This is a genomic window from Bradyrhizobium sp. USDA3516, assembly GCF_057651995.1.
Map to the genome: position 1 here is coordinate 65,476 of NZ_JBYGYN010000003.1, position 26,172 is coordinate 91,647.

Annotated in this window: 20 protein-coding genes; 6 read left to right on the forward strand and 14 right to left on the reverse strand. The window is 65.3% G+C overall.

Annotated elements, in window-relative coordinates:
• The 4 genes from AC24YW_RS10480 to AC24YW_RS10495 form a co-directional block, all read right to left on the reverse strand.
• Entirely contained in the window at nt 1-1,077 is a 1,077-nt protein-coding gene (locus AC24YW_RS10480; RefSeq protein ID WP_487482661.1) for a sensor histidine kinase, read from the reverse strand.
• Nucleotides 1,064-1,756 (reverse strand): response regulator transcription factor, encoded by a 693-nt coding sequence (locus AC24YW_RS10485; protein ID WP_487482662.1) that lies wholly within the window; start codon nt 1,754-1,756, stop codon nt 1,064-1,066. The genes AC24YW_RS10480 and AC24YW_RS10485 overlap by 14 nt, the downstream gene beginning before the upstream one ends.
• Before the next feature lie 97 nt (nt 1,757-1,853).
• Nucleotides 1,854-2,222: a hypothetical protein gene (locus tag AC24YW_RS10490; protein WP_487482663.1), complete on the reverse strand. Its 369-nt coding sequence runs from the start codon at nt 2,220-2,222 to the stop codon at nt 1,854-1,856.
• A 281-nt stretch (nt 2,223-2,503) separates the two neighbouring features.
• Entirely contained in the window at nt 2,504-4,840 is a 2,337-nt protein-coding gene (locus tag AC24YW_RS10495; RefSeq protein WP_487482664.1) for a Tex family protein, read from the reverse strand.
• 1,118 nt (nt 4,841-5,958) lie between these two features.
• On the opposite strand from AC24YW_RS10495, the gene atzD reads away from it, so the two are divergent.
• Together atzD and AC24YW_RS10505 are read left to right on the forward strand one after the other, a co-directional pair.
• Nucleotides 5,959-7,068 (forward strand): cyanuric acid amidohydrolase, encoded by a 1,110-nt coding sequence (gene atzD / locus AC24YW_RS10500; RefSeq protein WP_487482665.1) that lies wholly within the window; start codon nt 5,959-5,961, stop codon nt 7,066-7,068.
• A 116-nt stretch (nt 7,069-7,184) separates the two neighbouring features.
• Nucleotides 7,185-8,660 carry an amidase gene (locus AC24YW_RS10505; RefSeq protein ID WP_487482666.1) on the forward strand — a complete coding sequence of 492 codons (1,476 nt, stop codon included), beginning with the start codon at nt 7,185-7,187 and terminating at the stop codon, nt 8,658-8,660.
• A 19-nt stretch (nt 8,661-8,679) separates the two neighbouring features.
• On the opposite strand, the gene AC24YW_RS10510 is transcribed toward AC24YW_RS10505, so the two are convergent.
• Together AC24YW_RS10510 and AC24YW_RS10515 are read right to left on the reverse strand one after the other, a co-directional pair.
• The gene (locus tag AC24YW_RS10510) at nt 8,680-9,906 is read right to left on the reverse strand and encodes an LON peptidase substrate-binding domain-containing protein (RefSeq protein WP_487482667.1); all 1,227 of its coding nucleotides are present in this window, start codon (nt 9,904-9,906) and stop codon (nt 8,680-8,682) included.
• Between the two features lie 182 nt (nt 9,907-10,088).
• Complete coding sequence (locus AC24YW_RS10515) at nt 10,089-10,409, reverse strand: hypothetical protein (protein ID WP_036009675.1); 321 nt, start codon at nt 10,407-10,409, stop codon at nt 10,089-10,091.
• A gap of 136 nt (nt 10,410-10,545) precedes the next feature.
• Here AC24YW_RS10515 and AC24YW_RS10520 point away from each other — a divergent pair, with 136 nt between their 5' ends.
• Both AC24YW_RS10520 and AC24YW_RS10525 read left to right on the forward strand, forming a co-directional pair.
• Nucleotides 10,546-11,454, forward strand: coding sequence for a PaaI family thioesterase (locus AC24YW_RS10520; RefSeq protein WP_487482668.1), 909 nt, complete (start codon nt 10,546-10,548; stop codon nt 11,452-11,454).
• Nucleotides 11,455-11,522: 68 nt separating this feature from the next.
• Nucleotides 11,523-11,888 (forward strand): hypothetical protein, encoded by a 366-nt coding sequence (locus tag AC24YW_RS10525; RefSeq protein WP_487482669.1) that lies wholly within the window; start codon nt 11,523-11,525, stop codon nt 11,886-11,888.
• A gap of 96 nt (nt 11,889-11,984) precedes the next feature.
• On the opposite strand, the gene AC24YW_RS10530 is transcribed toward AC24YW_RS10525, so the two are convergent.
• The 6 genes from AC24YW_RS10530 to AC24YW_RS10555 form a co-directional block, all read right to left on the reverse strand.
• Nucleotides 11,985-13,145, reverse strand: coding sequence for an SCO family protein (locus AC24YW_RS10530; RefSeq protein WP_487482670.1), 1,161 nt, complete (start codon nt 13,143-13,145; stop codon nt 11,985-11,987).
• A gap of 1 nt (nt 13,146) precedes the next feature.
• Entirely contained in the window at nt 13,147-14,007 is an 861-nt protein-coding gene (locus AC24YW_RS10535; RefSeq protein WP_487482671.1) for a hypothetical protein, read from the reverse strand.
• Nucleotides 14,008-14,030: 23 nt separating this feature from the next.
• Nucleotides 14,031-15,260 (reverse strand): tyrosinase family protein, encoded by a 1,230-nt coding sequence (locus AC24YW_RS10540; RefSeq protein ID WP_487482672.1) that lies wholly within the window; start codon nt 15,258-15,260, stop codon nt 14,031-14,033.
• A gap of 192 nt (nt 15,261-15,452) precedes the next feature.
• Nucleotides 15,453-17,189 (reverse strand): ubiquinone-dependent pyruvate dehydrogenase, encoded by a 1,737-nt coding sequence (poxB, locus tag AC24YW_RS10545; protein WP_487482673.1) that lies wholly within the window; start codon nt 17,187-17,189, stop codon nt 15,453-15,455.
• A 109-nt stretch (nt 17,190-17,298) separates the two neighbouring features.
• Nucleotides 17,299-17,931 carry a 2-dehydro-3-deoxy-6-phosphogalactonate aldolase gene (locus tag AC24YW_RS10550; protein ID WP_487482674.1) on the reverse strand — a complete coding sequence of 211 codons (633 nt, stop codon included), beginning with the start codon at nt 17,929-17,931 and terminating at the stop codon, nt 17,299-17,301.
• A 14-nt stretch (nt 17,932-17,945) separates the two neighbouring features.
• Nucleotides 17,946-18,860, reverse strand: a complete 915-nt coding sequence (locus tag AC24YW_RS10555) for a 2-dehydro-3-deoxygalactonokinase (RefSeq protein ID WP_487482675.1) — start codon at nt 18,858-18,860, stop codon at nt 17,946-17,948.
• Between the two features lie 234 nt (nt 18,861-19,094).
• On the opposite strand from AC24YW_RS10555, the gene AC24YW_RS10560 reads away from it, so the two are divergent.
• Nucleotides 19,095-20,192: an LLM class flavin-dependent oxidoreductase gene (locus AC24YW_RS10560; protein WP_487483292.1), complete on the forward strand. Its 1,098-nt coding sequence runs from the start codon at nt 19,095-19,097 to the stop codon at nt 20,190-20,192.
• Between the two features lie 58 nt (nt 20,193-20,250).
• Nucleotides 20,251-20,805, forward strand: a complete 555-nt coding sequence (locus AC24YW_RS10565) for a flavin reductase family protein (protein WP_487482676.1) — start codon at nt 20,251-20,253, stop codon at nt 20,803-20,805.
• Between the two features lie 115 nt (nt 20,806-20,920).
• Here the strand turns inward: AC24YW_RS10565 and AC24YW_RS10570 are convergent, their stop codons facing one another.
• Together AC24YW_RS10570 and AC24YW_RS10575 are read right to left on the reverse strand one after the other, a co-directional pair.
• The gene (locus AC24YW_RS10570; RefSeq protein ID WP_487482677.1) at nt 20,921-22,768 is read right to left on the reverse strand and encodes a sigma-54-dependent Fis family transcriptional regulator; all 1,848 of its coding nucleotides are present in this window, start codon (nt 22,766-22,768) and stop codon (nt 20,921-20,923) included.
• Between the two features lie 95 nt (nt 22,769-22,863).
• Nucleotides 22,864-26,169: an acetyl-CoA carboxylase family protein gene (locus tag AC24YW_RS10575; protein WP_487482678.1), complete on the reverse strand. Its 3,306-nt coding sequence runs from the start codon at nt 26,167-26,169 to the stop codon at nt 22,864-22,866.
• Between the last annotated feature and the right edge of the window lie 3 nt (nt 26,170-26,172).

Here is a 26,172-nt window from a genome sequence, read left to right on the forward strand (position 1 = left end):
TCACTTGGCCGAGTTCGGCTGGAAGCCGAGCTCGACCTTCAGGCCCGGGGAATTGTCGCGCAACGCGATTTCGGCGCCGTGAAGCCGCGCGACCGCGGCGACGAGGCTGAGGCCGAGACCATTGCCCGGCGTGTAGCGGCTCTGCTCGAGCCGGTAGAAGCGCTTGAAGACATGCTCGCGCTGCTCGGCGGGAATGCCAGGACCGTCGTCGGCAACCGAGATCACCGCACCGCCGTCGGCCTTGCGGCAGCTCACGATCACCCGCCCGCCCTTGCGGCCATGCTTGATGGCGTTGTCGACGAGATTGGCGATGGCGTCGAACAAGAGGTCGCGGTCGCCGGTGATCGCGACCTCGTGGTCACCATCGAGGCTGAGGCGCGTGGCAACTTGCTCGGCAGCGGCATCGTAGAGCTCGACCACCTCGGCGGCGATCTCGGAAAGATCAAGCACGCGGAAGGCGCCAGTGCGGGCGCGGGTCTCGATCTCCGATATCCGGGTGATGGAGGCGAACATGCCGAGCACGGCATCGAGATCGGCGATGGTGTCGCCGATCAGCGCGGCATCCGTCTCGCTGTTGCGCGGCGCGTGATAGGCCTTCTCCAGCCGGCCGCGCATGCGCGTCAGCGGCGTGCGCAAATCGTGCGCGACGTTGTCGCTGACCTGCTTGACCTCGCCCATCAGCGTCTCGATGCGGTCGAGCATCTGGTTGAGGTTTTCGGCGACGCGATCCCACTCGTCATTGCTGCCGCGCAAGGGAATCCGCTGGTCGAGGCCTGCGAGCATGATGGCGCGGCTGGTGGCGTTGATTTGCTCGATCCGCCCCACGGTGCGCCGCGTCACCAGCACCGCCGCGAGCCCGGCGAGCACCAGCAGCAGCGCGGCGACGGCGGCCATCGCGAGCTCGATCATGCCGGTGAAGCCGTCATGATCGCCGACCGTGCCGAGCCGGCTCTCCACATAGGCCAAGGTGCCGAAATAGACGTAAGCCATGATCGCCGCGACGATCAGCCCGAACGCTGCAATCGCAATCAGCGCCAGGCGGAAGGTCGAGGAGCGGAGCGTCTTAACCAGGAGCACGAAGGCAATATCCGATGCCGCGAATGGTGTGGATCAGCGGATAGGCCTGGGCATCGTCGACCTTGCGGCGGACCCGGCCGACATAGACATCGATGATGTTGGTGGAGGGATCGAAATGCAGGTCCCAGACGTGCTGCAGCAGCATCGCGCGGGAGACGACGCGGCCCTCGTTGCGGACCAGATATTCGAGCAGCTGGAATTCCCGCGGCAGCAGCGGGATCTTGCGGCCGCGGCGCGAGGCACTGCGCGCGATCAGGTCGACGGCGAGATCGCCAACGCGCAGCAGCGTTTCCTTGGCGATGGTCTCGCTGCGGCGGCCGAGCGCCTCGAGCCGCGCCAGCAATTCCGTGAAGGAGAACGGCTTGACGAGATAGTCGTCGCCGCCGGCGCGCAGGCCGCGCACGCGGTCGTCGACTTCGCCGAGCGCGGAGATGATCAAGAAGGGGGCGGCAATGCCGTCTTCGCGCAGCTGCCGCATCACGCTGATGCCGTCGATATCGGGCAGCATGCGGTCGATGGTGATCACCGCATAGTCGCGCGCGGCGCCCTGGCTGAGGGCTTCGCGGCCATTGGCGGCGAGGTCGACGTCGTAGCCCGAAACCGTCAGCTCCTCGACGAGTTGGCCTGCGGTTTCCGGATCGTCTTCGACGACCAGGATGCGACGGTGACCTCCGGTCATGCATGACTCCGCGCGACAATCGCCACCAGACTATCCCGTTCCGGGGCTGGACGGAACCGCCCGGTGGCGATCGCGACAATGGTGCGGTACGGCGATGCTAGTACCAATCGTCTCCGCACACATTGACCCATTGCCATCCATAGGGCGTCCAGCTCCTGCTCCAGCAGCCGTCATTGTAGCCGCCGTAGAAATAGGGCGCGCCGAAGACGGCGAAACGACGGAAATGGTGGTGACGGAAGCCGTGGGGGCCGTGCCAGCCTGCGCCGGCGAAGCGCGGACCGATCGGCGCGTGCGCGAACCGCGCCCCGCCGAAGGAAGGCCCGCCGAAATGGCCGCCGCCACCGAAATGGCCGCCACCGCCAAAGCCGCCATGACCTCCACCGCCGCGCGCGAGCGCCGGTGAAGCGACTGCCATCATTGCTGCGATCAAGGTCGCCGTGAGGCTCTTGAGAAGCCTGTTGTTCATCGAGACGTTCTCCTTGCAGTGCGGCGGTCTTAGCGCCGCACGAGGAGGATCAGATGAGGAGAACGGGCCGTCGGCTTCAACTTACAAATGCGCCAGATTCTGACGCGGGTGTTAGGAGGGTAGTCCCAGCTCTCTCCCCGTCATTGCGAGGAGCCCTTGCGACGAAGCAATCCAGAGTCTTTCCACGACGGGAGACTGGATTGCTTCGCTGCGCTCGCAATGACGACGTGGATGGAGCGAATTCCGACCTCTCCCCGCAATGAGCGGGAGAGGTTAAGGGGTCACGCCCGCTTGCCGCCGTTCTTCTCCGCCGCGCGACGCAGCGCTTCGGCGAGCGCGCCGCCTCCGGAAGACTCCTGCTTGCGCGGCGCCGCCGACGTCATGCGGCTCGCGTTGCGCTGATTGTTGTCGCGCTGCATGCCGGGAGCGTCCTTCTTAGGCCCGACCTCGTCGTCGAGCCGCAGCGTCAGCGAGATGCGCTTGCGGGCGACCTCGAAGTCCAGCACCTTCACCTTGACGATGTCGCCCGGCTTCACCACCTCGCGCGGATCCTTGATATAGGTCTTGGACATCGCCGAGATGTGCACGAGGCCGTCCTGGTGCACGCCGATGTCGACGAAGGCGCCGAAGGCGGCGACGTTGGTGACGGTGCCCTCGAGGATCATGCCCTTCTTGAGATCCTTGATCTCCTCGACGCCTTCCTTGAACACCGCCGCCTTGAACGCCGGGCGCGGGTCGCGGCCCGGCTTTTCCAGCTCGCGCAGGATGTCGGTGACGGTCGGCAGGCCGAAAGTCTCGTCGACGAAATCCTTCGGCTTCAAGGTGCGCACGACGTCGCTGTTGCCGATCAGCGCCTTGATGTCGCTCCTGGTCGCCTCGAGAATCCGGCGCACCACGGGATAGGCTTCCGGATGCACGCCGGAGGCATCGAGCGGATCCTCGCCGCCGAGAATGCGCAGGAAGCCCGCGCACTGCTCGAACGCCTTCGGCCCGAGCCGCGGCACGTCCTTGAGCGCCTTGCGCGACTTGAAAGGGCCGTTGGCGTCGCGATGCGCCACGATGCTCTGGGCAAGGCCGGAGCCGACACCCGACACGCGCGCCAGCAACGGCGCGGAGGCGGTGTTGACGTCGACGCCGACCGCGTTCACGCAATCCTCGACCACAGCGTCGAGCGATTTGGCGAGCTTGGCCTGGCCGAGGTCGTGCTGATACTGGCCGACGCCGATCGCCTTCGGCTCGATCTTGACGAGCTCGGCGAGCGGGTCCTGCAGGCGCCGCGCGATCGACACGGCGCCGCGCAGCGTGACGTCGAGGCCGGGCAGCTCCTCCGACGCGAAGGCCGAGGCCGAATAGACCGACGCACCGGCTTCCGACACCACGATCTTGTTCATCTTCAGCTCGGGCAGACCCTTGACCAGCTCGGTGGCGAGCTTGTCGGTCTCGCGCGAGGCGGTGCCGTTGCCGATCGCGATCAGCTCGACGCGGTGCTTGATTGCGAGCCGGCCGAGGGTCGCCAGCGACTCGTTCCATTGCCGCTGCGGCTCATGCGGATAGATCGCGGTGGTGTCGACCACCTTGCCGGTGGCGTCGACAACGGCAACCTTCACGCCGGTGCGATAGCCGGGATCGAGCCCCATGGTGACGCGGGTGCCAGCGGGCGCCGCCAGCAGGAGGTCGCGCAGGTTCGAGGCGAACACGCGCACGGCCTCGGTCTCGGCCGAGTTCCACAGCCGCATGCGCAGATCGATATTGAGATGCACCTGGATCTTGGTGCGCCAGGCCCAGCGCACGGTGTCGATCAGCCAACGGTCGCCGGGGCGCTTGAGGTCGGCGATGCCGAACCGCTTCATGATCTTGAGTTCATAGGCGCTCGGCACGCCAGGCGGCGGCGCTTCCGCCTCGGGCTGAATCTGCAGATCGAGAATCTCTTCCTTCTCGCCGCGGAACATCGCGAGGATGCGGTGCGAGGGCAGTTTTGTCAGCGGCTCGGAGAAATCGAAATAGTCGGCGAATTTCTCGCCCTCGGTCTTCTTGCCGTCGCGCACCTTGGAGGCCATGCGCGCATTGGTCCACATCTCCTCGCGCAATGCGCCGATCAGATCGGCGTCCTCGTCGAACCGCTCGACCAGGATGGCGCGGGCGCCGTCGAGCGCGGCGGCGGCGTCCGCGACGCCCTTCTCGGCGTTGATGAAGCCTTCCGCCACGACCTTCGGATCATTGCCGGGCTCAGCCATCAGCTGATTGGCGAGCGGCTCGAGGCCGGCTTCCTTGGCGATCTCCGCCTTGGTGCGGCGCTTCGGCTTGAACGGCAGATAGATGTCCTCGAGGCGGGCCTTGCTGTCGGCGGCCATAATCGAGGCCTCGAGCGCGGCATCGAGCTTGCCCTGCTCGCGGACCGATTCGAGAATGGCCTTGCGGCGGTCCTCGAGCTCGCGCAGGTAAACCAGGCGCTCCTCCAGGGTGCGCAATTGCGCGTCGTCGAGCGCACCGGTCGCTTCCTTGCGGTAGCGGGCGATGAAGGGAACCGTGGCGCCGCCGTCGAGCAGCGTCACCGCCGCCTCGACCTGCTCGGCGCGAACCCCAAGCTCCTGCGCAATTTTCTGGTTGATGTTGGCCACGCGAGATCCCTCTATCCAAGTACGCGGCGCAGGGGCGAACCACCGGCCGCGGGACGCCGCTTATGGACCAACCCAGGTTGATTCATCAAGGTGCGGTGAAGGGCCGTCGACAGAGGATTTTTTTCTCGACCGATGCGATCTCGCCACAATCGTCGATCTGAGACCGGGCGCTCGTGTCCCGGACGCGCTGCAGCGTGAAACGCTGCTGCGCAGAGCCGGGACCCATAAGGCAGCACGGCATGCGGCGAGATGGGCCCCGGCTCTGCAGCGCACCGTCGAAGGGACGCTGCGCTGCGTCCGGGGCACGAGAGCAGGTCAAGTCGCGCGCACTCTCCTGCTCGTCATTGCGAGCGCAATGACGGAATGTTTTGCGCGGCATCGGCTCTTCAATTTGCATCTCACTTGCAGACACGCCTTCGCATCCTCGCGGCGGAATAGGCCCGAGCTTTGCGCAGGTCACTCCACCCTCCAATTGTCAGAGGGCGCAGGGAAGACCGGGTGCCGGCCGGGCACCCACGGTCCACTGTGCGAAGGTTGCGCTACAAGAGGCTGCACAGCGGCATACAGGTGAAGCCCAACAACCGGCCTTCCCTGCGCAGTGGTTTTACGGCTTATGCCGAGCTCTCCCCGGGGAGCGATGCACTATTGCCCCCGTCGCCTTGCCGATAACTGACGCGCGCGCCCGGTTGGGCCGCCACATCACCGCAAGACTTGACGCACAGACCCCGGGCGTCAGGACGACACGGTTTTGCCGTACGCCGATCACACCGGTCGTGTGCGCGAGGTATTTCGCTCACGGTTTCCCGCCCTGCAAAACCCTTCGCGCCGGTGTAACTGGCGTCCACCACGGCTCACCCCACGTTCGTGACGATCGCGATACGCCCCTCTGACCGGGATGAGGTGGCGAGAGAATGCGATAAATCAGAAATTCTGTAAAGACGAATATTTTACCCATGCGGATTGACCCGCCGATCGGGTGTTTTGCCCGACGGGCAACGCAAGATCTTGTAGCTCGAATGGAGCGGAGTGTAATCCAGGCTACGGACCGCTCGCGGCTTGACATGAGCGTCCATTCCAAGGCTGTTTGCTCCGCCGGGCCACCGAACAAAGGACCACTCATGCGCACCACATCGGTCGGAGTCTTCAGGATCGCCACCACCGGCCCCGGCGACGTCTCCGGCCTGATGGACCTGATCGTTTCAGGCGCAATCGATCCCAACGCGATCCTCGCCATTCTCGGCAAGACCGAGGGCAATGGCGGCGTCAACGATTTTACCCGGGAATACGCGGTGGCCGCGCTCTGCACGGCGTTGGCGCCCAGGCTCGGCCTGTCGCCGGCGGCAGTGGAGCAGCGCATCGCCTTCGTGATGTCCGGCGGCACCGAGGGCGTCCTGAGCCCGCACATCACGGTGTTCACGCGCCGCGAGGCCGACCGCCCGGCAGGCCTTTCCGGCAGGCGCCTCGGCATCGGCATGGCGCACACGCGGGACTTCCTGCCGGAGGAGCTCGGCCGCTCCGCGCAAATCACCGAGACGGCGAAGGCCGTGAAGGCCGCGATGGCCGATGCCGGCATCAACGATCCCGCGGACGTCCATTTCGTGCAGATCAAGTGCCCGCTGCTGACCAGCGAGCGCGTTGCGGCGGCAAACGCGCGCGGCAACACAACGGCGACGACGAGCGCTTATAGCTCGATGGCCTATTCGCGCGGTGCGTCCGCATTGGGCGTCGCGGTCGCGCTCGGCGAGATCGGCGCCGACGTCGGCGACGAGGACGTGCTGCGGCGCTATGATCTGTTCTCCAAGGTGGCCTCGACCTCATCGGGGATCGAGCTGATGCATAACGTGATCATCGTGCTCGGCAACTCGGCGTCTTCAGCGAGTGAGTTCGAGATCGGCCATGCCGTGATGGAGGATGCGATTGACGCTGCGGCGGTGCTATCGGCATTGAACAGCGTCGGGCTCGGCGCGGCGCCGCAAACTACCGCCGGCCGCACGCTCGTCAACATCTTCGCCAAGGCGGAGGCCTCTCCCGACGGCAGCGTGCGCGGCTTCCGTCACACCATGCTCGAGGACACCGATATCAGCTCGACCCGCCACGCGCGCGCCGCGGTCGGCGGCCTGATCGCTGGCCTTGCCGGCACCAGCGCGGTCTACGTGTCCGGCGGCGCCGAGCATCAGGGGCCGGCCGGCGGCGGCCCGGTTGCAGCGATCGCACGACTGTCGGATTGATAACCAACAGCCCGACCTCTCCGCCGGGCGCAACCCTGCCCCTCGCGGCGCCTCGGTTGATTCACATGGGCCGTTGCGAAAAAGGTGACGCCGCGACCTTGAGGGGATTTGACTTCATGACTTTGCCGATGAGCTGGAATGAATGGGCGCAGCACGATGGCGTCGCGCTGGCGGGGCGCGTCCGCAAGGGCGAGCTGGCGGCGAAGGAGCTGGCGCGGCAGGCCGCCGCCGGCGTTGCCAAGGTCAATCCGGCACTGTCGGGCGTGGTCGAGCTGTTCGAGGACGTGATCGCCGATCCCGCCAAGGACGGCGCCAATCTCGCAGGTCCCTTCGCCGGCCTGCCGTTCCTGATGAAGGATCTCGGGCCGACCATGAAGGGCCGGCTGCAGGAGATGGGCTCGCTCTTGATGCGCGGCAATCGCGCGAGCGCCGATACGTTCCTCACCGGCAAATTCCGCCAGGCGGGGCTCAATTTGATCGGGCGCACCACGACGCCGGAATTCGGCGTGTGCTCTTCGGCCGACAATCCCGCCGTCTACGTCACGCGCAATCCCTGGAATACCGACTACACCACCTGCGGCTCGTCGGCAGGCAGCGCCGCGATGGTCGCCGCGGGCGTGGTGCCGATCGCGCATGCGACCGACGGCGGCGGCTCGATCCGCATTCCCGCCGGCGTCAACGGCAATATCGGCCTGAAGGTCTCGCGTGGCGTGTTCTCACTGGCGCCGCACATGTCCGACCTCACCGGCCTCGTCTCGATCCAGGGCTGCCAGTCGCGCTCGGTGCGCGACACTGCCGCCTTCGTCGATCATGCGCGCGGGCCTGCGCCCGGCGAGTTCATGCCGTTCTGGACCACGGCGCAGCCTTACACCGAGATGATCAAACGCGATCCCGGCAAGCTTCGCATCGCGCTGTCTCACACATGGGGCAATTACACCGCGACGTCCGAGCTCGCCGCCGAGCTGGAGAAGGCTGGACGCTTCCTCGAAGGCCTCGGCCATCACGTCGACTACGCGCTGCCGGAGATCGACCTGCCTGCCGCCTTCGAGGCGCAGACCACCTGCTACATCTCGAACTTCGCGGTGGTGATCTCCAACATGCTCGCCGCGCGCGGACTGGAAAAGCCGCCGGAGGATCTGATCGAGCCCATGAACATCCGCATCTGGGAAGCCGGGCGTCACACCAGCTTCGCCGAACGGGCGAAGATGCAAAGCGTGTTCAACACGACCTCACGCGGCTTCGGCAGCTTCTTCGAGCAATGGGACGTGATCCTGACGCCGATCACGGCGCTGCCGACGCCGAAGGTCGGCACCAGGGAATACCTCACCATCTCCGACAATCCTGATGTGCGCGACTGGTTCGAGAACCTGTGGCGCTTCTTCGCCTTTACCCCGCTGGCCAATCTCTGCGGTATGCCGGCGATCTCGATGCCGATGGCGGCGCAAGACCACGGCCTGCCGCTCGGCATCCAGGCCATCGCCAAGCAGGCCAATGACGGCCTGTTGCTGCAGCTCGCCGCCCAGATCGAGCGCGCGCTCGACGGCAAGTGGAACGGCGGCAAGACCGCGAAGGTGCATGTGACCAAAGCGTAGACGGCCGCCGTTCCCTTCTCTAGCCCTTGTCCTTGGCGCTCGCTTTCGCGATGGTCTCGTCCACGCGCCAGCGCGATACGCCTTGCTCGGCGAGCAAGCGCACCGCTGGGCTTCGCGTCTCCGGAAAGAGGGCGACCAGTGCGTTGGCGCCGGTTACCCCTGGATTGTCGACCTCCCGGGCGTGCAGCGCGGCCCGGCGCTCGACACGCTGGAATGCAGCCGTTGGCGCAGCGGCGCCGGTCTCGATCACAATGTGAGCGAGCTCCTTGTCGAGATAGTCGGTCAGCTTCTGCCTGAGCGCGCCGAGCTCGGCATTGCAGGCTTCCAGGACGGGCGCGGCATCGCCGTCTTCGGTCAACGCCAGCAGAAGATGTTCCAGCGTTGCAAATTGATGGCGGCGCCGGTCGGCAAGATCAAGCGCCCGGCGCCGCGTAGCGTTATAGGCCGGAGCGAACGGACGAGACGACACGTCGAGCAACGCGTCGATCGTCTCCAGCCGCTTCACGGGGTCGAGGATGGCGAGCAGCTCATATTTGTCCTTGATCGACAGCTTCATCCGCGGCGCCATCGTGTCGGCGATATGTCCGATGTCGCGCGTCCGATCGAGGAACGACCAGACGTCCGGCATGAGCAGACCGTGGGCCGCCGCGTAATCCTCGAAGCGCTGGATGGCTCGGCGAATCAGCTCAGGCGCATCCGCAGGCGGGCTCTCGGGTAATTCGAAAGCCTCGGACTGGTAACCGCTGTTCGTCGCCGCGAAGCTGCGAAGCCCGACGCGGCGGAGTCCGCGGGTCAGTACCCTGATCGAGCCGTCGGAGAGCCGTTCGAGCTCGACCAATTGAGCAAGCAGACCGACCTCGTAGACGTCGGCAAATTGCGGCTCATCGACGCCCGAGTCGCGCTGGATCGCGCAGACCATCTCGCGCTCGCCCTCGAACGCATGGTTGAGCGCGAGCACGGTGTTCTCGCGGCCGACGAACAGCGGAAAGGTCGCGCTTGGAAACGGCACGAAATCGCGCAGCGGGACCGCCGGATAGACCGCGGTCGAGCTCTTGAGCCTTGCGATCGGCACGGGCGTGTCGCGACGCCCGGTCTGGAGCATCGCAGACAACGTATTCCAGTCGGCAACACCCAGCATCCTCGATACGAGCTCGAGGCTCTCGCTGTGACTGATGGTGACGGCCTTGGTGGTCAGGGATTCGCGCAGGGTGTGCGCCATAGCCTTGGCATCGCGAAAATCGCGCATCGGTTCGTCCTCTGCATGAGCGATCCAGGTGTGTCAGGTGGTTGCGTTGCTGACCCGGTCGCTCGGGCAAAGGGGGCCGATCAGGGCTCGATACGTTCACCATTCCACAGAGGGTGCAACCGGCAGGTCGTATCAACCTGCGCGAAAGGTGGCGCAAAGAAAGTTTGCTGTCAATTGCGATCTCAGTTCTTGACCGCCGGGATCTCCTCCGCCACCGGCTGCTTCTGACCCTGCTGATACATCGCCAGCGCCTTTTCGAGGGCTTCGCGCAGTGCCAGCGCCGCGGCGACACTGCAACGCAGATGCGCGGTCTGGACCACGTCGACCCTGACGGCGGCGCCGACCGGCATCAACAGGTTTGCTGCGAGCTCGATCTGGATCGCGCCGTTGTGGTGGCCGAAGCAGGATGCGCCGTCGAAATAGATGATCGGCGCCCGCTCGGCGCTGGAGGTGGAAATGGTGACGGGCCCCTGGGCGGTCGAGGGCGTTTCGGGGTCGGCCATGGGCGCTCCTTGCAGTTCATCGGCGAACGAAGCGCCCACCATCGGCGCTTCGGCGCGCCCTGTCGAGACCAAACCGTCCCATGCGGGACGCATTCGGGGTTTTGCGCGAGGCCCGACACTGGTCTAGAAGGTCCTCATGAGCACCACGCCGACCACGCTTGCCTTCGAGGAACTCGCCGAGGCCATCAAGGGACGCCGCTCCGATTACGGCCATATCAGCGGGCTCCAGCTCGACCGCTTCGCACCTGGCGAGGCGTGGTCCAGCCTGCCCTATCGTCCGGTCTTCGTCGGCGACACCGAGACCGGCGTGCTGCATGGCGGCGTCGTCACCGCGATGCTGGACGAGAGCTGCGGCATGGCGGTGCAACTTGCGCTCGACGGCACCCGCGCCATCGCAACCCTCGATCTGCGCATCGACTATCAGAAGCCGGCGACGCCCGGTCTCGACATCAAGGCGCATTCGATGTGCTACCGCACCACGCGCTCGATCGCCTTCGTGCGCTCCACCGCCTATCAGGAGTCCGAGGACGATCCGGTCGCGACCGCGACCGCCTGCTTCATGATCGGTGCCAACCGCACCAACATGCTCGCCGACCGCCGGATGGATGCACGCAGCATCCCGACGCTGGAGGCGCCGGAGCATCCGGACGGTCCCTTTGCGCGCAGCCCGTTCGCGCGCGCGCTCGGCATCCGCGTCAACGACGACGGCACGCTGACGATGCCGTTCTCGCCGCAGATCATCGGCAATCCGATCCTGCCGGCGATCCACGGCGGCATGACGGGCGCCTTCCTCGAGACCACCGCCATCATCGGCGTGGCGCGGGAGCTCGGCGCGGCAGCACCGCCCAAGCCGATCGGCCTCACCGTCAACTATCTGCGCTCGGGCCGCGCGCTCGACACCTTTGCCGACGTGTCGATCGTGAAGCAGGGTCGACGTATCGTCGCCTTCGAGGCGCGGGCCTGGCAGGACGATGCCTTGAAGCCGATCGCCACCGCTTTCGGTCACTTCATGCTGCGCCCGACGCCTGGAAGTGACGAAGAATGAGCTCATTTTGACTTGACGGCCGCAGTCCCGGCCCCAACGATAGCCCGCCTTTCGCCAGAGGAATTGGATTGCGGCATCCGCTCGACATCGTTGCCATGTTCGCCGCGCTCTGGCTGCTGGCGTCGATGGTGCTCGACACGCTGACGCCGAAGGAGCTGACCGCGATCATGATCGGCATCGCGATCGGCCCGGCCATCGTCATCACCGCCGTGTTCTATTACCTGCGCTGCCCGCGAACGGATTTTGCGGTGGTGTTCGCAGCACTGTGGCTGATCTCCGATATCGCCATCGCCTTCATCTCGCCGAAGCAGCTGCCGCATTTCCTGATCGCGCTCGGCTTCGTGCCGGCGCTTCTGATCGGCATCGTGCTGCACTGGCAACGCTTCCAGCGTCGCCACGAGGAGTTGCCCGTGCCTTCGCCGAAGCACGGCTAAAGCGCGATGAGATTTCGATGAATCGTCATCGCGCTTTAGGTTGTTGTTTGCGCACGATCTTTCCGGAAAACCGCTTCGCACTTTCCGGATCATGCTTTAGCACGGCTCGAGGCCGTTCAACGTCTCGACTGCGCGAGCCACGATTTGCTCCTCATCCCAGTGAAGACGTTCGAAGGACACCGCGATCCGTCCTGTGGCATCAAGAATGAAGAGTTCGATGCGGTGACGGTTCACGAGCGCTTCACCAAAATTGACGCCAAGCTCGAAATACGAGCGCAAGGCGTCATTCCCCTCGACGGCCCGTAGCATCCGGTGATCATCGTCCGTGCGCACGGCACGGTCCCGGCCATACACCCGCAAGCGCTCGGGCCGATCGAACTCCGGATCATACGTGATCGCGGCTGTACGGATCCGTCCTGCGAGTCCCCGCGCACCAAGCAATGCCTGGACGCGCGCCAGCTTTGTGACGGTGAGCGAGCACTTCAACGGATTGTCGCAGCGGGTATAGAAGAAGACCACGATCGCAGGCTTGCCGCCGAAGAACTCAAGGAACTTCACCGATTTCCCGTCTTGGTCTTGCATCAGGACGGAACTGATCGAGCGGGGCTCCCGGCTGTCCATCGCCCCCCTGATCGCGACGCTTCCGGCCGCTGGCAAGCCACCGCAGCACGAAGGAATGGCGCGGTCGGGCTCTCGGATGGCCTTCAGGGCTCGGTCGAGATCGAGCCGCAACTTCCGTGACAGGCCGTGCTCCGCGCGCCAGCGCTCGAGCTGGGGTTGAACCGCTTGCGCGTTCGGGCCGAGCCAGACCAGGGCGGCCAGCAATTCCGATACCGCGCTGGTCCCGGTGGACGTGGTCGCATACTCGCCGTATTTCTCGAACGAAACCGGCTCGTCATGGAATCGAATCCGGTCGAGCGCCCGCGCGACAAAGGGCGCAAGGGCTTGGTTCGGTTTCGCATAGGAACGCAATGCACGCGCGGCGGCAGCGATCAGGTAGGCATCGATCCCCGTATCCAGCTCTTCGAGCACGAAGATCAGTGCCTGATCCGAGAGTCCGATCCGCGCCAGAGCAAGCAGAATCCAGCCTCGCATTTGGACGACGGTCGCGGTTCCTCGCCCGACGTAGACAGGATGCCCTTCGCGCAGAAGATCCGTGAGTTTCGCACCACCGACCGGATCGACGGAGAGCATGCCGACCAGTTCGGCAAATCGTTCCTCCGACATCACGCTTGTTGCGTCGCCGGAAATGGGCATTCTACTGATCGTATTTGCTGAGGAAACGACGTGCGGACTGCTTGTATCTTGCCGGCGTCTTCGACGAGTTGAAGCGATTGACGCCCAGCATCAAGGCCTTGTCCTTGGCGAACTTGGCCTCATCGCCGAATTGCTCCAGTGCGGTCAAGCTCGTGGCCTTGATATCCGAATAGTCCGATTTGTCCTTCAGGATCTTGAGTGCCTGCCGTTGCAGCTTTTGGGGGTTCAGCGAGTGCAATGCAGAGGCTGCGAGCTGCCGATTCTCACGCAACTCCTTCTTGTCGCGGAGCACCTTCTCGAAAATTGGCGCCGACTTGACATCGGCCGCCAGCAGACGCAATGCCTCACGCTTCGCGTCCTGACTCGGCGGCTTCTTCACGATCGCGCGCGCCACCGAATACGCTCCGGCATGAACGTCGTTGCCCAGAAGCTGAAGCGCTTTCTCCGGCGGGAGCAGCGCCTTAGCGGGATTCTTCAGGCCGTCCAGGAGCTTCTTTTGCGCAAATCCATCCTTGTTGCGCATGAGAATGCCGAGTGAACGCCGCCGCAGCTGCTCATGAGAATCGGTCGAGACCTCGCGTAAGGCCGCAATGTAGTCCGCATGGACGGATTCGAAATTTGGGACACTGAAAGCCGCCGCACCGAGCGATTGCAGCGCAGCCATCCGTACGACGATGGGCTTGCCGGCATCGCACAAGACCTTCAATAGACGCTGAACATCGTCAGTGCTCTCTGCAACCCGGACAGGGGCCGAGGCGGTGCTTCGCTTTCTCGTCGAGACCGTTTTCTTTGCTGCCGTCTTCTTTGCTGCCGTCTTCTTCCCTGCCTTTTTCTTTGCAACTTTCCGCTTCGTTGCCATCATCTTATCTCCCCGCGCAAGGCGCGCTAGATCTGGACATCATCATAGCCGAATCCCGCGTTGGCGGCGGCGTTGACAACGCCGAGGTAATCGATGCAGTCCTTGACGCGCGGCTGCGGCCCCGGCGCCGTGACGCAGGGTGATGCGGCCAACGTCCCGCCCGGCGCGTCCGGCGGACGAGTAGGGTCCGCGGGGCTGGTGACGCCATTCCACGGCCACATCGTATCATTCAGCTTGTGGCCCGGCCGACTGGTTGGTCTCTCGTCGAACGACGCCGCGGTCGCTGGATCGAAACGCCCGTTCTGGCGCTGCCACTTTGCCCACAGCCGATCGACGTTGCAGTGAAGCAGGAAAAACAGCGGGTCCTTCGCCGCGGTCCTGGGATCTTGAATGGAACCGCCAAAGCTTGTGTGTGCAAGGCCGTGCGGATCTCCTTCCATGCCCCTGAACGTGCGAAACTGATTACCCAGCGCCAGCGTTTGCGCTTCCTTCATTGGATTTGGCGGAGCCTGCGACGTGGGAAAGTCCGGAGTGCGATTGATGCCGGGAGTGCCGTCCGTCACCCAGAATTCCAGCGGATTGCCATTGCGGAATTTCACCGTGCCATTTGCGTCGGACTCGCCCAGGAAGTCGCGTGTGAAAACCTTCGGAGCGGGCTGGTCGAAGCGCCAATAAGGGAGCGCCACACTTGGATCGATCGCCTGAATCTCGCGCTCGAGGTCGAGCAGATAAGCGCGATGCCATGGCAGGAAACCCGGCGCGGAATGCGCCTGCGCCAGACCGGGTCCCTTGTGCATCTTGTTGAAATCCGCGAAGCGACCGAGGCCCTGATTGTTGAGCTTGGCAAACGCCGCAATGAACCGATCGCGCTCGCCGTTCGTCAGCTTGTTGGCATTCTTGCGGATGCGCACCATCAATTGGGAAGATCCGACGAGCGTGCTGCCCACGCGTGCCTCGATCTTCACGTCTCCGGAGTTCGTACTCGGCTGGCCAAATTTCCCGGCAACGAAGAACGGGACCGTTGTGCCGTTCGTCGGAACGGTCAGGGTAAGGCTGTTCGCGAACGCTCCCGTCGTACCGCTGCGAAATCCGACTCCACCGCCATTTGCCGCCGACACAGCGGCAATCTTGACGCTGACGGTCGACGCGTTGGCGCCCGACGGGTCAGCCACGCGAATCCGACACGGAGACGGTACCCATGTCACGAACCGCGCCTCTGGAGCTGTGCTGTTGTTGATCTGAAGTTCGACATTCATGAATGCGCCCTCCCTGCAATTGGGCGGCCCGAACAACATTCTCTACGAGTAATAGCTTACGATACAATCACATCGTGCAGTTGGCAAGATGCTCTCCGCGGCCGAATGCCATCCGGCCGGCGGCGAGCTTCTGGCCCTGGTTGGCTTCGCGTCGCATTCGGAGAGCAGCCGGGATGCGCTTACGCTACGCGCCTACCGCGGCAACAGATTCGTCTTCGCGAGGTCGAGCACCTCGTCGCCGCGCCCGTTCATCACCGCGCGCAGCACCCAGAGGCTGAAGCCCTTGACCTGCTCGGCCGTGATGGTCGGCGGCATCGACAGCTCCTGCTTGGCGGTGACGACGTCGAGCAGCGCCGGCCCATTGTGCGCCAGCATCTCTTTCATCGCACCCGGAAGCTCGCCGGGATCCTCGACGCGCCTGGCAAAGATGCCCATCGCGCGCGCCATCGCGGCGAAATCCGGATTCTCCAGGTCGACATTGGTGTCGACGAAGCCCGCCGCCTTCATCTCCAGCGCGACGAAGCCGAGCACGCCGTTGTTGAAAACGACCACCTTCACCGGCAGCTTCATTTGCGTCAGCGTGATCAGGTCGCCCATCAACATGGTGAAGCCGCCGTCGCCGGAGAGCGAGATGACCTGGCGCCCGGGTTGTGCCGCCTGCGCGCCGATCGCCTGCGGCATGGCATTGGCCATCGAGCCGTGCACGAAGGAGCCGATCAGGCGGCGGCGGCCGTTCATGTCGAGATAGCGCGCTGCCCATACCGTCGGGGTGCCGACATCGGCGGTGAAGACGGCATCGTCGGAGGCATGGTCGCTGATGACCTTGGCGAGATATTGCGGATGGATCGGCTTGGCTCCGGGCGTGCCCCTGGCGAGCGAATCGAGCCCCTCGCGGGCTTTCTTGTAGTGCGCGACGGCGTCGTCGAGATGCTTGCGCTGCGTCTTTGTCTTGAGCAGCGGCAGCAGCGCCTCGATGGTGAGCTTGACGTCGCCGACGAGACCGAGATCGATCCTGCAGCGCCGTCCGAGATTCTCCGGACGGATGTCGATCTGCGCGATCTTCGCATCGGCAGGGAAGAACTGCTTGTAGGGGAAGTCGGTGCCCAGCATCACCAGCGCGTCGCAGGCGTGCATCGCGGCGTAGCCGGAGGAGAAGCCGATGAATCCGGTCATGCCGACGTCATAGGGGTTGTCGTATTCGACATGCTCCTTGCCGCCGAGCGCGTGCACGATCGGGCTCTTCAAGGTCTCGGCGAGCTGCATCAAAGGCGCATGCGCGCCGGCGCAGCCGCGGCCGCAGAACAGCGTGATGCGTTCGATGCCGTTGAGAAGATCGGCGAGCGCCTTCAGCTCGTCCGGCTGCGGCACGACCTTCGGCCGAGCCACCGCAAGACCGCGCGTCGTCGACAGCGCGCGCTTCGGAGGATTCCGGAACGCGACATCGCCGGGCATGGCGACGACGGCGACGCCGCGCAAGCCCACCGCCGCGCGAATCGCGTTCTCCAGCACGTAAGGCAGTTGACTCGGGTCCGACACCAGCTCGCAATAATGGCTGCATTCGCGGAACAGGTTTTGCGGATGCGTCTCCTGGAAATAGCCGCCGCCGATCTCGGCGGTCGGGATCTGCGCCGCGATTGCCAGCACTGGAACGCGGCTGCGATGCGCGTCGAACAAGCCGTTGATCAGATGCAGATTGCCGGGGCCGCAGGAGCCCGCGCAGACCGCGAGGCTCCCGGTCATCTCGGCTTCGCCGGCCGCAGCGAAGGCCGCGACCTCCTCGTGGCGGACATGGATCCATTCGATCGTGCCGCGGCGGCGCAGCGCCTCAGTGAACGCGTTGAGGCTGTCGCCGACGATGCCGTAGATGCGCTTGACGCCGGCCTGTTCGAGCGTTGCCACGAACAGATCGGCTACGTTGTTGATCGCCATGTCGGTCTCCTGATTCAGCCGGTCGCGTACCACGATGCGCGCATGCCGGCATCGCGCCACCATATGGCAGGATAGAGCATGTCAGGATCACGGCTAGTTTATTGTCGGCTCAATCTTTCTGAATTGCCCGATCGTAAGCGGCAATTGTCACCTTTGCGCGGGCTGCGACGTCTGCTGCCGTCATGCCTGGCTTGTAGAGGCTGGAGCCGAGCCCGAACGCGGTCACCCCGCCCTTGATGTACTCGGCAAAATTCTGGTCGGAGACGCCGCCGACGGCGGCGATCATCACGCCTGCCGGCAGCACGGCGCGGATCGCGGCGATGCCGGACGCGCCGAGCACGCTCGCCGGAAAGAACTTCAGGCTCGACGCGCCCGAGCGCGACGCCAGCAGCGCCTCGGTCGGCGAGAATACGCCCGGCATGGTCACCATTCCGTGCTGATGCGCGCGCGCCAGCACGTCGGTGTCGACGTTCGGCGAGACCATCAGCCTGCCGCCGACGTCGTTGAGACGATCGACATCTGCCGTCGTCAGCACGGTGCCGGCGCCGATCAACAAGCCTGGCGGCGCCTGCCTCACGGCCAGCGCGATCGAACCGAACGGATCGGGTGAATTCAGGGGGATCTCTATCGCGGTCATGCCGGCCTCGATCAACACGCCGACGATTGCCTCAGTCTCCTCTGGCTTGACGCCGCGCAGGATCGCGACCAGCGGCCGCTGCATCGACGGAAAGGGAACGCTCATCTCTCGCAGTCCTTCTACTTCGTCCAGATCGCGGCAGCCGCCATCGACAGGCCGCGGCGCACGGCTTCATCCGCATCGATCGTCTTAGCGGTCACCGAGAGCGCCTCGAATGCCAGCCGATACAGCGCTGCAAGCCGTCCCGATGCGATCAGCTGGACACCTGCTCGCGGCACCGCGCCGGAGAGCCCCGCCGCCAGCTCGGCACCGATCAGGGTGCCCGACACCGTCTCGCGCGCCGCGGCCGGCGTGCCGCCGAACAAAAGCTGGCGCGACCGCGCGGTGAACAGCAGGTTGGCGGCGAAGGCCGGAGCGGCGAATGCCGCCTTCACGGCCGCCTCGAAGCTCGCGATGTCTTCGGCGTCATCAGCGTCGGCGACCGCGAGCGACAGGATGGTCTCGCGCGAGACGGCGCTGAACAGCTCGCCGGTCATGAACGTGGAGAAGCGCTCGACCGTGCCGTCTGTCACCCGCACCCATTTCGAATGCGTGCCGGGCATGCAGACCAGCGCCTCGCCCGCGCCATCAAGGCCGAGCGCGCCGAGCAATTGCGTCTCCTCGCCGCGCATGACGTCCGGCGCTTTGGCATCGCGCTGGGCGATGCCCGGCAGGATGCGAATGTCGCGCGCCTCGCCCGGCACGCGCACGGCTTGTTTCAGGACGGCTGAGAGCTTTGCCGGCGTGTCGACGTAGCCGGCCTCGACCCAGCCGGTTTTGGCGCCGGCCATGCCGCAGACCAGAACCGGCAGATGCGCGGGCGCTTCGACCGCGGCCAGATGCGCTTGCAGTACGGCGGGAAAGCCGCTCCTGGCGGCCGCCAGCATGCCCTCACCGCTGCGGCGCTCGGCCAGCACCTGGCCAGCACGATCGACCAGCCAGAGCCGGAAGCTGCTGGTGCCCCAGTCCACCGCGACGTAAGCGGGTTCGGTCATGTCAGGTCTCGTCCTCGTCTCATCGCCAAGACGCCGTCTCGCGACACATGAGACGATGTCCGGCAGGCTCCCGTCGAGATACCGGCTATTGCCCGGGCAAACCAGCCCTTTCTCTTCATTTCGAGGCTCCGCCGCGCTGGCACACCGCTTGCTCAAGGTTCATCACTCGACAAGGTTCATCACTCAACTCCGACAACGCGCGACAAGACGCGTCAACATCAGATGAGGAAACCCATGGAGATCGGCTATTTCACGATGCCCTCGCATCCGCCGGAGTGCGGCCTGAAGGAAGGGAACGACTGGGACCTGCAGGTCATGCGCTGGCTCGACGAGCTCGGCTATCAGGAGGCCTGGGTCGGCGAGCACCACACCGCGCCCTGGGAACCCAATCCCACGCCGGACCTCCTGATCGCGCAGGCCTTGATGCAGACCAAACGCCTGCGCATCGGGCCGGGCGGCTTCCTGCTGCCCTATCATCACCCGGCCGAACTCGCCAACCGCGTCGCCATGCTCGACCATCTCTCCGAAGGCCGGCTCAATTTCGGCGTCGCGGCTTCGGGCCTCCCGAGCGACTGGGCGATGTTCAACGTCGACGGCATGAGCGGGCAGAACCGCGACATGACGCGCGAGGCGCTGGAGATCATCCTGAAGCTGTGGACCGAGCCGGCGCCCTTCACCCACAAGGGCAAGTACTGGACGGTGACCAAGCCGGACACGATGTTCGATTTCCTCAAGCCCCATATCAAGCCGTTGCAGGCGCCGCATCCGCCGATCGGCGTTGCGGGTCTTTCCAAGAACTCGGACACACTGAAGCTTGCCGGCGAGCGCGGCTTCATCCCGATGAGCCTCAACCTCAACCCGGCCTATGTCTCGAGCCATTGGGACTCTGTCGTAACAGGGGCGGCCAAGACCGGCCGCAAGCCGAACCGGCAGGACTGGCGCCTGGTGCGCGAGGTGTTCGTCGCCGACACCGATGAAGAAGCCTGGAAGCTCTCGACCGGCGACATGATGGGCCGGATGATGAGCGAGTACTTCCTGCCGCTGCTCGGGCATTTCGGCTTCAAGGATTATCTGAAGCACGCACCCGATGTGCCCGACAGCGACGTCACGGTCGAGTATTGCGCGAAGCGGAACTGGATCGTCGGCTCGCCCGCAACCGTCGCCGAGAAGATCGAGAAGATCTACGACGAGGTCGGCGGCTTCGGCGTGCTGCTCGTGTTCGGCTTCGACTACAAGCACAAGGCCGAGGCCTGGCACCACTCGCTCGCGCTGCTGAAGAACGAGGTGATGCCGCGCCTTGCGCATCTCGGCTCCGCGAAGAAGGCGGCTTGACCCCATGCGGGTGCGGCAGGATCGTGCTGCACCCGCTTCTATTCTAGGAGATTTCCGCGTGACGGTGGACGCGAAGGACTTCAAGCAGGCCATGCGTCAATGCGCCGGCGCCGTGGCACTTGTCACGGTCGGTGCCGAACACGGCAAGCGCACCGGGTTGACGGTGACCTCGGCCTGCTCGTTGTCGGACAAGCCGCCGTCGCTGATCGTCTGCGTCAACCGCAATGCCAGCGCCCATGCCCGCATCCGCGAGGAACGTGCTTTCGCCATCAACTTCCTGCACGAGGATCACGCGCTGCTCGCCCTCACCTTCAGCGCCCAGAAGGGCGTCAACGGCGACGATCGCTTCGCCTTCGGGCAGTGGACGCGTGGCGTGACCGGCGCACCGGTGCTGGCGGACGCGGTCGCCGCGTTCGACTGCGTGCTGGCGCAGGAGTTCGAGACGACGACGCATTCGATCTTCGTCGGCGAGGTCCGCGGCGTGTCGCATGCGGATACGGCGCGGCCGCTGGTGTACCTGCGCAGCAGTTTTCACACGCCACAAGAGATGCGCGAGACCGTGACGGTCGGCGACCTCGATTCACGCCATCTCAGCTGGACGGATTTTTCGTAAGCTGGCGCCGAAATTGTAGGGTGGGCAAAGGCGCGCTTTCGCCGTGCCCACCACCTCTCTCGATCGCAAAAGATGCGTGGGCACGCTTCGCTTTGCCCACCCTACGATACGAGCCTTACTGCGCCGTCTCGATCTTCATCGCCTTGATCTTCCGATAGAGCGTCGCGCGGCTGAGCTTCAGCGCGCGAGCCGCTTCCGTCACGCGGCCACCATGCCTGCGCAGGGCCTCGACGATCGTGGCGCGCTCGGCGGCTTCGAGGCCGATCTCGATCCGCCCGCCGAACGGCGGCAGATCGAGATCGGTACCGGCAATGACGCCGTTCTCCGCCGTGCAGCCGGCGAGCCGCAGGACGTGGCGAAGCTGGCGCATGTTGCCGGGGAACGGATAGGCTACGAGTTGCGACCAGGCCTCGTCCGAGAGGCGGCAGCTCGGCGCCTCCTCGCGCGCGATCTGACGAATGATGTCGTAGCGGTCGGCGCGCTCGCGCAGGGCCGGAAGCCGCACCGCGATGCCGCGCAAACGGAAATACAGATCGGCGCGGAAGGCGCCCTCCTCCGCCATGCGGCCGAGGTCGCGGTGGGTGGCGCTGATCAGACGGATGTCGACGGCGACCGGCTTGGGCGCGCCGAGCGGCCAGACCTCGCGATTCTCCAGCACGCGCAACAAGCGCGTCTGCAAGCCGATCGGCATGTCGCCGATCTCGTCGAGGAACAGCGTGCCGCCGTCGGCCTGAACGATCAGGCCCTTCGAGCCGTCGCGGCGCGCGCCGGTGAAGGCGCCCGCCTCGTAGCCGAACAGTTCGGCATCGATCAGGCTCTCGGGCATCGCTGCGCAATTCAGCGCGACATAGTTGTTGCGCGCCCGGTTACTCGCCGCGTGAATAGCGCGCGCGAACACATCCTTGCCGACGCCGGTCTCGCCCTGCAGCAGCACCGGCAGATTGTGGTCACCGATGCGCATCAGCCGTTTCACGCTTCCGATCAGGCCGGGATCGCCGCCGGCGAGCCGGTGCAAGGCGTCGAAGCGATCGACGGGCGGATCGCGGCGCTTGGTGAGCGGTCGCGCGCGCTGCGGCGGCGCGATCTGCCCCTGTCCCAACGGGCTGCCATCGGCGCGGCGCAACTGGACGATGTCTTCTGCGTCGCGCGCAGCATGACGATCGAACTTGATGTAGCGCGACAGGTCGATGCCCGACGCGATCAGGCCATCGGTGAGGCCCAGCAATGCGCGCGCGGACCGGCATGCGCCGACGACGCGGCGATCATCGTCATAGGCCAGCAGGCCGCTGCCGCCGGGCACGGTCGCGATCCAGGCGTTGCGGAAATGGTCGCGGAAGATCGCGGCCTCGATGCGGCGCGTCGCCTGCATCGTGACCGCGAGCGCGAGCTGATGCGCGGCGCGGCTGAGATCATCCCGACAAGACGTGATGTTGACTGCGCCCGCGATGCGGCCGACAGGATCGAATAGCGGCGCGACCGCACAGGAGAAGATGCCCCATTGCTCGCGAAAATGCTCATCGCGATGAACCAGGATCGGCTTCTGCTCCGCAAGGCAGGTGCCGAGCCCGTTGGTGCCCTCATGGGCCTCCGAAAAATTGGAGCCGGTATAAACCTTCCAGCGCAGGAAAATCTCGGTGTCGGCCTCCCCCGGCAAGCGGCTGAACAGCATGGTTGCGTTGGCATCAGCGAGATTGACGCAATAGCCGGCGTCCCGCAGCACGCGGGCGAGGTCTTCGAGCTCGGCCGTTGCGAGCCGGATCGTCTCCTCCATGGGCTGGGCAACGTGCCGGATTTCGGCTTCGGTCAGCGTCTGCGGCGGGCCCCGGCGGGCGGGATCGAGCTTGTGATTGACGAGGCAACGCCGCCAGGAATTGGCAATCCGCGAGGAGGCATCGACGTCGGCCACATGATTGGCGACGGACAAGACACGGGCGACATGGTTCGAGGCCGAAAGGCTGGCCATCGCGGACGTCTCCACCCTGTATTATTGTGTAAATCTGGCAGCACAGGCGGGGATGTCAATCGGAAACCGGGAATACAGCTATTGCTGCACCGCCCTCACCACGTATCGATGCATGGCCGCTTCTTCGCCGTTCGCGCCGGCGGCTTCGGCACGGTGCGCAAGCCCGCCATGATCCAGCGCCGCGTCTCAGCCGGATCGATGACGTTGTCGATCTCGAACACGGAGGCGATCGAGACCGCCTTGCCGTTGGCATAGAGCTCGGCGACCTTGTTGCGGTAATAGGTCTCGCGCTCTTCGGGATCGGCGATCGCCTCCATCTCCTTGCGGAAGCCGAGGCGGACGTAGCCTTCCAGGCCCATGCCGCCGAACTCGCCGGTCGGCCAGGCCGCCGTGAAGAACGAGGCGTGGAAGCCGCCGCCAATCATCGATTGCGCGCCCAGACCATAGCCCTTGCGCAGCACGATGCCGAACAGCGGCACCGTGAGGCTGGCGCCGGTCACGAACATGCGCGAGACGTGGCGCACGATCGCGGTCTTCTCCGCCTCCGGACCGACCATGAAGCCGGGCGTGTCGCAGAGCGAGACAACAGGCAGATCGAAGGCGTCGCAGAGCTGGAGAAAACGGGCGGCCTTGTCGCCGGCATCGGCATCGATGGCGCCGCCGAGATGGCGCGGGTTGTTGGCGATCAGGCCGAACGGCTTGCCTTCGATGCGGATCAGCGCGGTGATCATGCCGACGCCGTAGTCGCGGCGCAGCTCCAGCACGGAATTCTTGTCGGCGACGAGGTCGATCACGCTGCGGATGTCATAGACGCGCAGGCGGTTCTCGGGAATGGCGCGGCGGAGCAGGCGCTGGTCGGCGGCCTCCCAATCCGCAGCCGCACCCTGGAAATAGGACAGGTATTTCTGCGCAACGCGCGTCGCTTCCTCCTCGTCCTCGACCAGGATGTCGATGACGCCGTTCGGCGACTGGAATGAAACGGGGCCGACCTCGGCCGGATGATAGACACCGAGGCCACCGCCCTCGATCATGGCAGGACCGCCCATGCCGATCGAAGCGTTTTTGGTGGCGATGATGACATCGCAGCAACCGAGCATCGCGGCATTGCCGGCGAAGCAATAGCCGGAAACAACACCGACGACGGGGACGAGACCCGAGAGCCGCGCGAATTGCACGAAGGACGGGCCGTCGAGCCCGGTCATGCCGAGCCGATCGGTGTCGCCAGGCCGGCCGCCGCCGCCTTCGGCGTAGAACACCAGCGGCACGCGCCAGTCTTCCGCCAGCGTCAGCATGCGGTCGATCTTCTTGTGGTTCATGTGGCCCTGCGTGCCCGCGAGCACGGTGTAGTCATAGGCGACGACGATGCAACGCGCGCTTTCAGGCCCGAACTTCTCGGCATTGACCGTGGCGACGCCCATGACCAGGCCGTCGGCCGGCGTGTTCTTGATGAGATCGTCGAGCTTCCGCCGGCGGCGCTGCGCGGCGATCGCGAGACTGCCGTACTCCATGAACGAGCCGTCGTCGACGAGCTGGGCGACGTTCTCGCGCGCGGTGCGCTGATTGGTGTTGCGGCGGCGCTCGACCGCAGCAGGGCGATTCTCGTCGAGCGTGTTGGCCTGGCGGGCGATCAGCTCCGCGAGGTCGGGGCGGATATGGTCGAGATCGACATCGGCTTCCGCCGCCGTGCTGTCGGCCGCGACGTCGAGCGGCTCGAGATAGAGGATCGGCTCGCCATGCATCAGCGTGACGCCGTCACCTGCGACGAGTTTTGTCACCCGCCCGCCCTGCTCGGCCATCACCAGGTGCTCCATCTTCATGGACTCGATCACGGCGAGTTGCTGGCCGGGTCGGACGACCTCGCCTTCCCTCACCTGGATGGTGACGATGGTGCCTTGCAGCGGCGCCGCGACCATCACCGTGCCTTCGGGGACGGCTTGCGTGACATGGGCCTCAGTGTCGTGACCGCCGCCGCGATCGGCTGCCGCGAAATAAAGTGGCTTGGCAGCGCCATCCGATGCTTCCACGAGCTTGGCAATGTTGCGGTCGATGAAATCAGTCGCTATGCGGTTGGTCCTGAAATCGGGATGCGCGAGCACCGACTGGAGGAAGGCAATGTTGGTGACGACGCCGTCAATCCGGAACTCGCGCAGGCTGCGCGAGGCTTTCGCGACCACGTCATGCCAGGCCTCGCTCGGCGTATGCACGATCACCTTGGCCAGCAGCGAGTCGAAAGCGGCGCTGGTCTTGTAGCCGGCATAGCCAAAGCTGTCGACGCGGACGCCGGGCCCCGACGGCGGCTCGAACACGGCGAGCACGCCGCCGGTCGGATGCGTGGCGCCGGTTTCATCCAGCGTTTCCATGTTGACGCGAAGCTGCATGGCCTGGCCGCGCGGCTTCGGGATCGAGTCCTGCGCAAGCCCCAGCGAGGCCAGCGTGCTGCCTGCAGCGACAGCGAGCTGGGCACGGACGAGATCGACGCCGAGCACCTCTTCGGTCACGGTGTGCTCGACCTGGAGCCGCGGGTTGGCTTCGATGAAGGCGAAGCTGTCCTCGACGGTTCCATCGACCAGAAACTCGAACGTGCCGAGATTGTCGTAAGACGCCGCGCCCGCCAGCTGCTTTGCCGCTTCGATGATGCGGCCGCGCAAGGCATCGTTCAAGGACGGGCTCGGCGCCACCTCGATCAGCTTCTGGTGCCGGCGCTGGATGGTGCATTCGCGCTCCCAGAGATGGGAGATCGCACCATGGCGGTCGCCGATGATCTGGACCTCGATGTGGCGCGCCTGCCGGATCAGCCGCTCGGCATAGACGCCGTCGAATCCGAACGCCGCCTTGGCCTCGGACTGGCAGCGCGCATAGGCTTCCGAAAGATCGGACGCGCTCTCCACCACGCGCATGCCACGGCCGCCGCCGCCGGCCATCGCCTTGATCACGATCGCCGCATTGCTGCCGAGCGAGGTAAAGAACGCGGTGATCTCCTCTAGCGAGGACGGCCCGCTGGTGCCGGCAATGATCGGCACGCCGCAGCGCTTTGCCAATTGCCGTGCCGCGACCTTGTCGCCGAACAGTTCGAGCGCCGTCGCCTTTGGCCCGACGAAGGTGATTCCGGCATCGGCGCAGGCCTTCGCGAAGGCCGCGTTCTCGCTGAGGAAGCCATAGCCGGGATGCACGGCATCGCAAGCCGCGCTCTTGGCCGCCTTCACCACGGCCTCGATATCGAGATAGGCCCGTGCGCCGCGGCCGGGGATCTCGATCGCCTCGTCCGCAACGCGCCCGTGCAGCGACAGCGCATCGTCCGCGGGATGGATCGCGACCGTCGCAATGCCGGCATCAGCCGCCGCGCGTGCGATGCGGATGGCGATCTCGCCGCGATTTGCGATCAGGAGCTTCTTGAACGACATCGT

Excerpts from the sequence above, each read along its gene's own strand:
- AC24YW_RS10485 (WP_487482662.1), bottom strand. The coding sequence starts at position 1,756 with ATGACCGGAGGTCACCGTCGCATCCTGGTCGTCGAAGACGATCCGGAA.
- AC24YW_RS10490 (WP_487482663.1), bottom strand. The coding sequence starts at position 2,222 with ATGAACAACAGGCTTCTCAAGAGCCTCACGGCGACCTTGATCGCAGCA.
- atzD (WP_487482665.1), top strand. The coding sequence starts at position 5,959 with ATGCGCACCACATCGGTCGGAGTCTTCAGGATCGCCACCACCGGCCCC.
- AC24YW_RS10505 (WP_487482666.1), top strand. The coding sequence starts at position 7,185 with ATGACTTTGCCGATGAGCTGGAATGAATGGGCGCAGCACGATGGCGTC.
- AC24YW_RS10510 (WP_487482667.1), bottom strand. The coding sequence starts at position 9,906 with ATGCGCGATTTTCGCGATGCCAAGGCTATGGCGCACACCCTGCGCGAA.
- AC24YW_RS10515 (WP_036009675.1), bottom strand. The coding sequence starts at position 10,409 with ATGGCCGACCCCGAAACGCCCTCGACCGCCCAGGGGCCCGTCACCATT.
- AC24YW_RS10520 (WP_487482668.1), top strand. The coding sequence starts at position 10,546 with ATGAGCACCACGCCGACCACGCTTGCCTTCGAGGAACTCGCCGAGGCC.
- AC24YW_RS10530 (WP_487482670.1), bottom strand. The coding sequence starts at position 13,145 with ATGCCCATTTCCGGCGACGCAACAAGCGTGATGTCGGAGGAACGATTT.
- AC24YW_RS10535 (WP_487482671.1), bottom strand. The coding sequence starts at position 14,007 with ATGATGGCAACGAAGCGGAAAGTTGCAAAGAAAAAGGCAGGGAAGAAG.
- AC24YW_RS10540 (WP_487482672.1), bottom strand. The coding sequence starts at position 15,260 with ATGAATGTCGAACTTCAGATCAACAACAGCACAGCTCCAGAGGCGCGG.
- poxB (WP_487482673.1), bottom strand. The coding sequence starts at position 17,189 with ATGGCGATCAACAACGTAGCCGATCTGTTCGTGGCAACGCTCGAACAG.
- AC24YW_RS10550 (WP_487482674.1), bottom strand. The coding sequence starts at position 17,931 with ATGAGCGTTCCCTTTCCGTCGATGCAGCGGCCGCTGGTCGCGATCCTG.
- AC24YW_RS10555 (WP_487482675.1), bottom strand. The coding sequence starts at position 18,860 with ATGACCGAACCCGCTTACGTCGCGGTGGACTGGGGCACCAGCAGCTTC.
- AC24YW_RS10560 (WP_487483292.1), top strand. The coding sequence starts at position 19,095 with ATGGAGATCGGCTATTTCACGATGCCCTCGCATCCGCCGGAGTGCGGC.
- AC24YW_RS10570 (WP_487482677.1), bottom strand. The coding sequence starts at position 22,768 with ATGGCCAGCCTTTCGGCCTCGAACCATGTCGCCCGTGTCTTGTCCGTC.
- AC24YW_RS10575 (WP_487482678.1), bottom strand. The coding sequence starts at position 26,169 with ATGTCGTTCAAGAAGCTCCTGATCGCAAATCGCGGCGAGATCGCCATC.